This window comes from Lacinutrix sp. (genome assembly GCF_037625555.1).
GTDB lineage: Bacteria > Bacteroidota > Bacteroidia > Flavobacteriales > Flavobacteriaceae > Lacinutrix.
This window is the reverse complement of sequence record NZ_JASJHV010000119.1, coordinates 1-10,987: the sequence shown is the minus strand read 5'-3', so window position 1 is coordinate 10,987 and position 10,987 is coordinate 1. Positions and strand designations below refer to the sequence as shown.

Below are 10,987 nucleotides of genomic sequence, written 5' to 3'. Positions count from 1 at the left end.
TCAAGACAAGGAGCTGGTAGAAAGCCTAAAGGACAAGAGCAAACCTTGATAGAGTCTTTAGACAATGGTATTGATATTAACCGCATTGTAGAAGTTCTTAAGGAACTATCCTATGGTGGGGATGTAAGAGCCTTACAGCTTTATTTAAACTACCGATTTGGTAAGCCGAAAGAAACAGTAGATATAACCCAATTTATAGAACAACCTTTATTTTTAGATGTTTCAGAAGACAACAGCTATACAGAAGATTCAGAAGCTATCCAAACGGATTAGAGTAGTTCAAGGAGGAACTTCAGCATCTAAGACCTTTGGCATATTAGCCATGCTTATAGACTACTCTATTAAACACCCTAAGACAGAAACTTCAGTAGTAGCAGAATCCATCCCCCACTTAAGACGTGGAGCAATACGAGACTTTAGAAAGATAATGCAGATGACTGGTCGCTGGTATGCAGAGCGATTCAATAGAACCTTACTTACTTATACCTTTGGCAATGGCTCAACAATAGAGTTCTTTAGTGCTGACTCAGAAGCTAAGCTAAGAGGTGCTAGACGAGACATCTGCTACATCAATGAAGCAAACAATATAGCTGGAGGCTTTGATTCCTATTTACAGTTAGCTGTAAGGACTTTAAAACATCTCTACATAGACTTCAATCCAAGTGCTGAGTTCTGGGCGCATACAGAGCTTAAAAACGATTCAGAGGCTGAGTGGTTAATTCTTACCTACAAAGACAATGAGGCAGCTCCTGAAGCTGCTATAAGCGAAATACTAAAGGCTAAGGTTAAAGCTGACAAAGGGAATGAGTATTGGGCTAATTGGTATCGTGTTTATGGAGAAGGTTTAACTGGCATCCTACAAGGGGCTGTATATACCAATTGGAAAGTAGGAAACTTTAAAGAAGTATCGAAGCCTATCTATGGGCAAGATTTTGGTTTTAGCAATGATCCTACAACATTAATAAAAACGTGTATTGATAGAGACAACAAGATAATCTATTTGCAAGAATGCTTCTACAAAAAATCATTGACTGCTAGTGAAATCTATATACTCAATAAAAAGTACGCTGGAAATAATTTAATAGTTGCAGACTCAGCAGACCCTAGACTAATTTCTTCTTTATCATCACAAGGCTGTAATATAGTTCCTACCATAAAAGGTCAGGGCAGCGTAATCTTTGGTATTAGCCTTTTACAAGACTATGATTTAATAGTCGACCCCAATAGCCTAGAACTAATAAACGAGCTTAAAAACTACGTCTGGCTAGAAAAGAAATCTCAAACGCCATGCGCTGGATATGATCATCTCTTAGATGCCTTGAGATATGCTGTCGCTTATCAATTAGTAAACCCAAACAGAGGCAGATACTTTGTACAATAACCAACTAAATAAATGAAAACATTATTAGAAATAGCATACGACAGACACGACATCTGGATTAAGACAGTAATTTCTTTTGGGTGTAATCCTTCAATGGCTGAGGATGTGGTTCAAGAGTTATATATACAGCTTTCACAAGATTTAAATAAAGGCATTGATTTTACATTCAAAGACGATGTAAACTATTTCTATTGCTATAAAGTTTTACGAGGCTTGTTTCTAACAATATGCAAAAAGCAGCGAAAGGTTAAAAAAATATATTTAGAAGAAATGAGAAGCGAGCCAAAACAAAACATACCCCCAGCAGTTGACGAAGTTAAGTATGCTAAAAATAAAGATCAAGTTGACAACGTGCTAGATAAAATGTTTTGGTATAACAAAAAAGTCTTTGAGATCGTTGCTTCTGGTAAAAGCATAGCTAAACTCAGCAGAGAAACTGGCATCTCTTACTACTCACTTTACAATACTTATACAAAAGCTAAAAAACACATAAAAAACAACGTATGAAAAATGAACCCCAAATAGATATTAACGACAGACATCTTAACTATCTAAAGAGTGTAATGCTTAGCCAATTACTATTAGAGGCTAACGATGAACTAAAAGGCTCTAATGCCTTTAAACAAAATGTAAAGCTGCAAGTAAACAAAACAAGCACAATCCTTGAGAGCGTTTATAAAGAAGGCTATAACGTAGTTTATCATAATAACCCTGAGATGTGTACTAATGTACTAAACAAAATCGATAGCTTAATTCACAAGATTAAAACAGCTTCTATTGATGAGCTAGTTATGATTGACGCTTTAGTCGATAACTACTTTGAAAACAAAGATGAGCTGGTTAAAACCCAAACAGCAGAGTTTGAAAAACTACAAGACTAATGAGACTAGGAGACATAATTTACTACATGACTTATTATACTGGCATTCATTGGCTAGTTAAAAAAATAAGCAAAGCATTAGGAAAAGACTGCGGTTGTGATAAACGTAGAGATAAGTGGAACAATATAAATTTAGACCTATGACAATAGAAGACAAAGAGGCTTGGGAAGGCTTTAAAGCAAATGTGATCAAAGAACTAACAGAAGAACAATTTAAGCTGTTGTGTGTTTTTCACGCTCGCTACTATAATCATCGCTATCATGAACCATGCTCATGCAAACCCTCTGAACTTAAAATGTGGATAGCTGACATAGACAGACTATACAATTCATAAAAATAATTTACTAAAAAAAACCTAAAAAGTTTATATAATAATATGGAACTTAAACTAAACATACCCAATAGTCTCAACGAGATAACACTAGGGCAATATCAAGAGTTTGAAAAATTAGATTTAACTAACGAATCTAAGGTGCATTTAAAGATGATTGAAATCTTTTGTAATGTGCCTGAAATAGTTGCTCGTAATATAAAAGCTACTGATGTTGCTGAAATATGTGGGATTATAAATAATATGTTTGAAACTAAACATCAGCTAATAAACAGCTTTGAATTAGAAGGTCAAGAGTATTCGTTTATTCCTAGCCTTCAAGATATGAGCTTCGGAGAATACATTGACTTAGACACGTTTATCGGAGACACCGAAAACCTACATAGAGCTATGAATGTGTTATACAGACCTATTGAATTAAAGCAAGGTAAAAGATACACACTTAAAGAGTACGATCCAGAATCAAACGAGATAGCTAAAGACTTTCCTTTAGATGCTGTATTAGGTGCGATTGTTTTTTTTTACAGTTTAGGGAAGGACTTGTCGCTAACTATGATGAACTCTTTGGACAAAGCCAATCAGGAGACTTTAGCGCAGCATCTAATTTCACATCCAAATACGGATGGTACAACAGCCTCTTTGCAATCTCTAACGGAGATATTACAAAGTTTGAAGATATCACTAAACTAGGAATGCATGAGTGTTTAACATTCTTAGCATACACGAAAGAAAAAAACGAAATAGAAGCAAGACAAATTAAAAGTAAATTCTAATGAGCCAAACTGGAATAAGAGGTTTCTACTTACTAACAGAAACAATAGAGCAACAGCTACTAAGCGATGTAAATGTTAACACAGTCACGACTGGGGATATATACGACATTGACTTGTCAAAGATGAGCATATTCCCTCTTAGCCACATAATCATAAACAATGTAATATCTCAAGAGTCAGTACTTACGTTTAACATTAGCGTATTAGCTATGGATGTTGTAGACGAAAGTAAGAAAGCGACTACAGATGTATTTAGAGGTAACAATGACGAACAAGACATTTTAAACACACAGCTTCAGGTAGTAAACAAATTAGTTAAAGTTCTTCGTAAGGGCAATTTATATAATGACCAATTTCAATTAGATGGGGATGCAAACTGTGAGCCTTTCTATGATCGTTTTTCTAATAAGGTTGCTGGTTGGACTGCAACTTTTAATGTGTTTGTAAATAACGACATCACAATATGTTAAACAAAGAAGTACAAACAGAGCTGAATAAGTTTGCCAAGTACGTTATCCAACAGTCAAGGTCAAGGCTAACAAAAGATAAAAAAGGCGGTGGGGATTTGTACAATAGTTTAGGGTATGATTTGACCGAAACTTCTAAGGGAGGTAATCTTAGTTTTAAAATGGAAGACTATGCAACTTTTCAAGACTTAGGGGTTAAAGGTAAATCATCAAGTTCTAAAGCACCAAAAAGTCCTTATAAGTTTGGAAGTGGGAGCGGTAAAAAAGGAGGTCTTACTAAGGGTATTGATAAATGGGTTCAACGAAAGGGAATACAATTTAGAGATAAAAAGAGTGGTAGATTTTTAAGCTATAAGAGTACTGCATTTATTATAACTAGAAGCATATATGAAACTGGAATGAAAGCTAGTATGTTTTTTACAACACCATTTGTAAGAGCCTTTAAACGATTACCAGACGAATTATTAGAGGCTTATTCCATAGGAATAGAAAAACAGATACAAGTAAATATAAACAAGAAATGAGCAATATAAACGTAAGAAGTCCATACTATATAACTACTGGAACTGTAACAGGCTTAAATAGTACAGCAATAGAAATCTACATATATACTGGTGCAAGGATAACTGATAGACCATCGACACCTACTTATAACCTTGAAGGGTTTGCAGTTAACAACGAAGTTACATTTGAGATAGGAGAACTTGTAAAAGACTATGTTTCTCAAACATTTGATGGAACTTATGCTACTGGTATTCTTTGGGTAGACTATAGAACAACTCGGACTATAAACGGAGTAGCTGAAACAATAAGTGGTTATACTTACCGAAAAGCATTTAATGGCTATGGGTATTTTGAAGATGGTGCTAACCCACAAAACAATAGCGCTGTTTATATAAGTAATGACATTATTTTAAAGCTAGATGATTCTCCAGTAGTTCTTGGTGTTGACAATTCTATAACTGCTTCAGTAGCATATTTATTAAACGGAGAAATTGTTAGAACTATTAATTTAACTCAAAGCTCATTAAGTAGTGGGCAAATTAGGTATGTAACAAATGGAGTTAATGGAGCTGATTCTTTTGAGGACAGAGTTGTTTTTGATGGTGGTTCTTTTGAAAATAATATCTGTATTCAAGGATTAGAAGACGAGTTTATTTTAATGGACTGTGATTCTATACACGTTACATATTCAGATGGTGTATCAACTAGAGTTAAGATTTTAAAAGTGCAAAACGTTGAGGAATGTAAATACGAACCTTATAAAGTAACGTTTGTAAATAAGTTTGGTGCTTTACAAGATATCTGGTTTTTTAAGAGAAGTAATAAAACACTAACAACAAAAAAAGAATCTTTTAAAAGAAACATAGTTAGTGGAGCAAGTTATTCAATAAACAAGCACCAAGATACAATACTAACTAAGCAAGGAAGTGAGAAGATTACATTAAATACGGGATATTATCCAGAAGATTATAACGAGGTATTTAAACAACTCGAACTAAGTGAGGAGTGCTGGATAGAAATAGACTTTAAGACATTACCTATAAACATCGATTCAACAAGTTTAGCATATAAAACTCAATTAAACGACAAGATAATAAACTACACTATAGAGGTCGAGTTTGCCAACAACACAATAAACGATATTAGATAGATGCAGATAATAGAGTTATATATACGGAGTCAGTTCTTAGCTAAAGGGATTGCTAGTGCTACAACTACAAACAAATTAGTAGATGCCTCAGCAGATTTCATAATTTTAATAGCAGTTGGGGATGTCGTAGAAAACACAACAGACAACACTACTGCAAAGATAACAGCTATTGACTCAGCTACTGAAGTAACGCTTGATAATGATATAATGGCAAGTGGAGAGATATATCGTATATATACTGACTACGTTAAGATGGATTTATTTAAAGATGAAAGCGTAAGCATTTCTGATAGCATACAAGATGTTAGAGATATATCTAAGATATTCACAACATTCTCACAACAGTTTAACTTGCCAGCTTCTAAAAATAATAACAAGTTTTTTAAACAGTATCAAGATACTGATGTTCTAAATAGTTTTGATGCAAGGTATAAAGTAGATGCAATAATTAAATTAAACGGAGTTGATTTTAGAAAAGGTAAGATTAGATTAAACACAGTTGACTTAAAAGATAATAAGGCTTATTCTTATAAGGTTGTCTTCTTTGGGGATATAGTAGAGCTAAAGGATTTAATGAAAGACGATGATTTAAGTTCTTTGCCATTTCCAGATAGTTTAAATTTTACTTATGACGACGCAACTGTTTTAGCTAAGTTTCAAAGTCCATTAGATTTAGATGTAGCGTTTCCTCTTGTAACACATAGCAAATACTTTAATATAAACTCAAACGGAAAGTATCAAAGTGGAACTGATAGCCTAGTTTATACAGACTTAAAACCAGCTCTAAGAACTAGAAAGATAATAGATGCGATAGAGTTAAAGTATAATCTCACATTTAGCAATGACTTTTTTAATTCCTTTGATTTTAGAAAAATGTATATGTTACTTCATAGAGCCTCTGGTTTTGTAAGTAATGCTTTGACTACTGGTGCTTTATTAACTATTACAAATAGCTTTAATAATGACTTAACTTTAACATCTGGTAATGATATGAGACCTTTGGGTTCTGTTGGTGGGTTTTTTGATTTTACATACACTATAACACTATCAGCAGCTACACCTGTAACAGTAAGAATTACGGGCTCAAATGGGTATCTTTTTGCAGAACAAGAATTTAGTAGTGTTGGGGTTAATACTTTAATATTTGACACCTATTGGGGTGCTTTGTCAGAAGATATGTTTTTTACTGTTATATCTGAAAACACCTTAACAATAGCAAGCCAATCTTTAAGTGTTGTATATAGTACACAAAATTTTAACACAACAAGTGCGGCTTATGACTTTCCATCTTCCTCAATACAAAACTTTTTTATTGTGTCTCGTCAAGTGCCTCAAATGAAGGTTATAGACTTTATGACGTCTTTGTTTAAAATGTTTAATCTAACAGCATACAAAGAAAATGGTATCATAGTGGTTAGGTCATTACAAGATTACTATAACGCTGGAAAGACTTACAACATCACAGAGTTTGTAGACGTAGATAAATCAAGCATAGGAAAACTACTGCAATTTAAACAGATAGATTTTAAATTTAAAAGCAAAGAATACTTTTTAGTAAAAGCATCTGACGAAATTCAAGATGATAACTTTGGTAATATTAATCCAATTGATACCGAATTTGATGGAAAGCCTTACAATATAGAAGTAGACTTTGAAAAGATGATGTACGAGCGTTTAAGCGATGGAGGTACATTGACTAATGTAACACAAGGCTCTTTGTTAGATAGTAGCTTAGAACCTGCTATAGGAGCTCCCCTTTTATTGTATTGTAGAAATACAAACGCTGACGAGGCTATATTTTGGAATGAAACAATAGAAATAACAAATTATAAACGACCATCTAACTCTAATGTAGGGACTTTTTCTAGTTCTGGTAATACTTTAAATTTTGGTGGAGAGATGGATGAAAATAGTTTACTGTACAATCCAAACTCTTTATTTCAAAAAAATTATATAAACTATATAGCTAGCATATTCGATAAACAAGCAAGAAAGACTAAGGTAACTGCTTACCTACCTTTAAGAATACTATTAAAATACAATTTAAATGATACGTTTATAATAGCAAATAAAAGCTATAGAATAAACACTATAAAAACAAATCTACTAACAAACAAAACAGAGTTGGAATTGTTTAACCTTTTCACGAGTTCAATAGACCAACAAAATCGTATTAATATAAGTTTACCAAGAATGGCTGACTTTGAGACTACTGCTATTGCTGCAACAACAGTAGACACAAGCTGGACTGCTGTAAGTGGTGTTATAAGATACTGGCTTTATGTTGATGACCAATTAGCACAAAAACAATCTACTACAACTTATCAGTTTACAAGTTTAGAATCTGGTGTAACTTACAAATTAAGCGGTCAAGTTGAATACGCCAATAATATATTTAGCCAACTTCAAGATATAATAGTAACAACTACGTAATGATAAAATTAATACTAGAGAGTTTAAAATACGCTAATGGAGAAACGGAATCAATCCGTATAGCACAAGGGAAGCACAAGCTACCTAGCACACTAAAAGAAGGATATAAAGCACTTAAACAAGAGATACAATGGCTAAAATAGAGAAAACAATAATAATAAAAGCTGACACTAGTGATGTTAACAAGAAGCTAAAAGGTCTTGATAAACAAGTTGAAAAAACAACTACAACAGCTAAGAATTCTGGCAAAGGTTTAAGCGGTGCTTTTAGTGGAATGGGAGCTGCTATTAAGGCAACTATACCATCACTTGCAGCACTTAAGACAGCTTTAATTTCTACTGGGATAGGTGCTATCGTTGTGGCGGTTGGAGCTTTTGTATCAGTATTAAAAAAAGCTAACGATTTAGGTGCAGAATTTTCTAAAGGCTTAAGTACGCTTAGAGCTGTTACTGGTAATACAGCTGATGAATTATTGGTACTTAACAATCAAGCTAAACAGCTAGGTTCAACAACACAGTTTACTGCTATTGAGGTTGTAGGATTACAGACAGAATTAGCTAAGTTAGGTTTTACTATTAAAGATATTAAAAACTCAACTCCAGCAATATTAGATTTAGCAGCATCTTTAGAGATTGATTTAGCTAGTGCTGCTGAATTTGCTGGTTCTGTTGTTAGGTCATTTGGCTTAACTACTGAAGATACTCAAAAAGTTGTTGATGTAATGGCTAAGAGTACGTCTTCTTCTGCGTTAAATTTTGATGCATTAAGAGAAAGTTTAAAAGTGGTTGCACCAGTAGCAAGAGCAACTGGAGTAAGTATTGAGCAAACTGCTGCCTATCTTGGAGTGTTAGCTAATAATGGTTTAAAGGGGAGTGTAGCTGGAACTGGTTTATCAAAGTCATTTATTGAATTAAACAAAAAAGGCATTGATATTAACGATGCTTTTAAAATGGTTACTGATTCATCTAACGGACTAGGCACAGCTATTGAATTAGTTGGAGTTGTAGGTGCAAAATCTTTTTTATCGTTAGCTGAAGGAACTGAAGACATTGAAGAATTAAAAGTAGCGTTTGAAAATGCGGAAGGTGCTGCAAAATCAATGGCAGAGATTCGACTTGATAACCTTGAAGGAGACACAACAAAATTATCTTCTGCTTGGGATGGTTTATTATTAAATATAGAAGATGGAGATGGAATTTTAAATAAAATATCTAGGGGGGGAGTTAAAAACCTTACTAAAACTGTTGGTATATTAACTAACGCAGTAGAATTAGCTGGTTTTGCATTAGATTATTATTTTGGAAATTCTAAAAGTCTTGGAGAACAAGAATCTGGTTTATCAAAGAGAGCTGCTAGTCTAGGTTTTTTTGTAGGCTCAATGAAAATAATATTTGCTAAGTTTAAATTGTTTTTATCAGATATTCCAATTATTGGTAAAAGCATAGATTCTGGCAAAGCTAAGGCATCATTAGACGAAGCTGTTAGAATGGTAAGTTTTGCAAATAAAAAGTTGAAACAAATATCAGCCATAGACGAAAAAGGTGCTAAAAAAGGTGCTTTTTGGCAAGAATGGAAAAAAAGCCGAATTGTAAAATCAGAGAAAGAACTTGCAAAATCATTAGAAGCTGTTGAAAATGACAAAAAAGATAAAAGAAAACAAGAAACAGAAGACGAAAAAGCAGCAAGAGAGAAATCAGAGAAAGAATCAGCAGCAGCATTAGAGAAATCAGAGAAAGAACTTGCAAACATAATAAATAAAACTAAAAAATCTGCTGAAGACTTAGAAGATGAAAGTGAATTAGAAAAAGCTCAAAGAAAAAGAGAAAGAGCATTAAAAGAATTAGAAGATGTTAAATTAGATGTAACAAAAAAAGCAGAAGCTAAAATAGCAATAAATAAATATTACAATGATTTAGAAATAGTAGCAAGACAAAAAGACACAGATGCAAGAAAGGTAATACAAGACAAAATAGATAAAGAAAATAGTGTTAAAAGGGTTGAAGAATTAGAACTACAAAAAGACTTTGAAGAACTCTCATTTCAAGAACAAAGAGATTTACTAAAAGAACGTGAAGCAGCATTATTATTAGATAAGGTATTTTTTAAATCACTTACAAACGAACAACTTTTAGAGTTAGAAAAATCTTATTCGGATGCTTCTGTTGATATAGCTAAAAAAGAAAGTGATGCTAAACAACAAGCGTTAAATTCTTACGCTGGTGCGTTAAGTAGCATCTCTGGAGTTATAGGTCAAGAAACACAAGCTGGTAAAGCTATTGCGATTGCATCTTCTTTAGTTAATACTTATGCAGCTATTTCTGGACAGTTAAAGGCTTTTTCTGGAATACCAGTCCCAGGCTATGCTATTGCTCAAGCAATTGCTACTGGAGTCGTAGGTTTTGCAAATGTTAAAAAGATTGCAAGCGTTAAAATACCAAACAGTAAAGGCGGCGGCGGTGGTGCTGGAGCTGGAAGCCTTCCAAGTGCTGGAGCTGCTTCACAACCCCCTTCATTTAACATAGTAGGTGCAAGCGAATCTAGTCAGTTAGCTGATGCAATCGGGGGACAATCACAGCAACCAATTCAGACATATGTCGTAGCTAATGACGTTACAACAGCCCAAAGTCTACAGAATAACATTGTTGAAGGAGCTACAATAGGATAAAATGCAAAATAAATTAAAAACATTTATATATAATTATGAGAATAGTTGAATTAATACTAGACGAAGATCAAGAAATAGGTGTTGAAGCTATTAGCGTAGTGGAAAACCCAGCTATTGAGGAAGATTTTGTAGCCTTAAAAAGCCAAGAGTTTAAACTTGCAGAGGTAGATAAAGAAAGAAGAATACTAATGGGTGCTTTATTGATACCTAACAAGCCTATTTATCGTAAGAATGGAGAAGATGAGTACTATATATATTTCTCAAAAGATACTGTCTTAAAAGCCTCCCAGATGTATTTGATGCAAGGCAATCAAAACAACGCTACAATGGAGCATCAGTACGAAATAAACGGACTTAGCCTAGTAGAATCTTGGATTGTAGAGGATAAAGTTCACGATAAGA

Annotated in this window: 12 protein-coding genes; all 12 read left to right on the top strand. The window is 33.6% G+C overall.

The features are described 5' to 3' along the window. On the top strand, positions 1 to 273 hold a 273-nt coding region (locus tag QNK89_RS09915), incomplete at its 5' end, for a hypothetical protein (RefSeq protein WP_340170869.1). Next, a complete protein-coding gene (locus QNK89_RS09910; protein ID WP_340170868.1) occupies positions 218 to 1,381 on the top strand; it encodes a terminase large subunit in 1,164 nt (387 codons plus the stop codon). The genes QNK89_RS09915 and QNK89_RS09910, both read left to right, overlap by 56 nt. A gap of 12 nt (positions 1,382 to 1,393) precedes the next feature. After that, entirely contained in the window at positions 1,394 to 1,888 is a 495-nt protein-coding gene (locus QNK89_RS09905; protein ID WP_340170867.1) for a sigma-70 family RNA polymerase sigma factor, read from the top strand. Continuing rightward, complete coding sequence (locus QNK89_RS09900) at positions 1,885 to 2,262, top strand: hypothetical protein (protein WP_340170866.1); 378 nt, start codon at positions 1,885 to 1,887, stop codon at positions 2,260 to 2,262. Before QNK89_RS09905 ends, QNK89_RS09900 begins: the two co-directional genes overlap by 4 nt. After that, positions 2,262 to 2,405, top strand: coding sequence for a hypothetical protein (locus QNK89_RS09895; protein ID WP_340170865.1), 144 nt, complete (start codon positions 2,262 to 2,264; stop codon positions 2,403 to 2,405). The genes QNK89_RS09900 and QNK89_RS09895 overlap by 1 nt, the downstream gene beginning before the upstream one ends. Before the next feature lie 233 nt (positions 2,406 to 2,638). Then, positions 2,639 to 3,283: a hypothetical protein gene (locus QNK89_RS09890; RefSeq protein WP_340170864.1), complete on the top strand. Its 645-nt coding sequence runs from the start codon at positions 2,639 to 2,641 to the stop codon at positions 3,281 to 3,283. Positions 3,284 to 3,365: 82 nt separating this feature from the next. Then, on the top strand, positions 3,366 to 3,836 hold the full coding sequence (locus QNK89_RS09885; protein ID WP_340170863.1) for a hypothetical protein: 471 nt from the start codon (positions 3,366 to 3,368) through the stop codon (positions 3,834 to 3,836). Positions 3,837 to 3,931: 95 nt separating this feature from the next. Beyond that, a complete protein-coding gene (locus tag QNK89_RS09880; RefSeq protein ID WP_340170862.1) occupies positions 3,932 to 4,357 on the top strand; it encodes a hypothetical protein in 426 nt (141 codons plus the stop codon). Then, on the top strand, positions 4,354 to 5,487 hold the full coding sequence (locus tag QNK89_RS09875) for a hypothetical protein (protein ID WP_340170861.1): 1,134 nt from the start codon (positions 4,354 to 4,356) through the stop codon (positions 5,485 to 5,487). Before QNK89_RS09880 ends, QNK89_RS09875 begins: the two co-directional genes overlap by 4 nt. Further along, positions 5,488 to 7,920, top strand: coding sequence for a hypothetical protein (locus QNK89_RS09870; RefSeq protein WP_340170860.1), 2,433 nt, complete (start codon positions 5,488 to 5,490; stop codon positions 7,918 to 7,920). Positions 7,921 to 8,050: 130 nt separating this feature from the next. Further along, positions 8,051 to 10,585, top strand: coding sequence for a phage tail tape measure protein (locus tag QNK89_RS09865; protein WP_340170859.1), 2,535 nt, complete (start codon positions 8,051 to 8,053; stop codon positions 10,583 to 10,585). Positions 10,586 to 10,620: 35 nt separating this feature from the next. Next, positions 10,621 to 10,987 (top strand): hypothetical protein (locus QNK89_RS09860; RefSeq protein WP_340170858.1); only part of this gene is annotated, 367 nt, incomplete at its 3' end.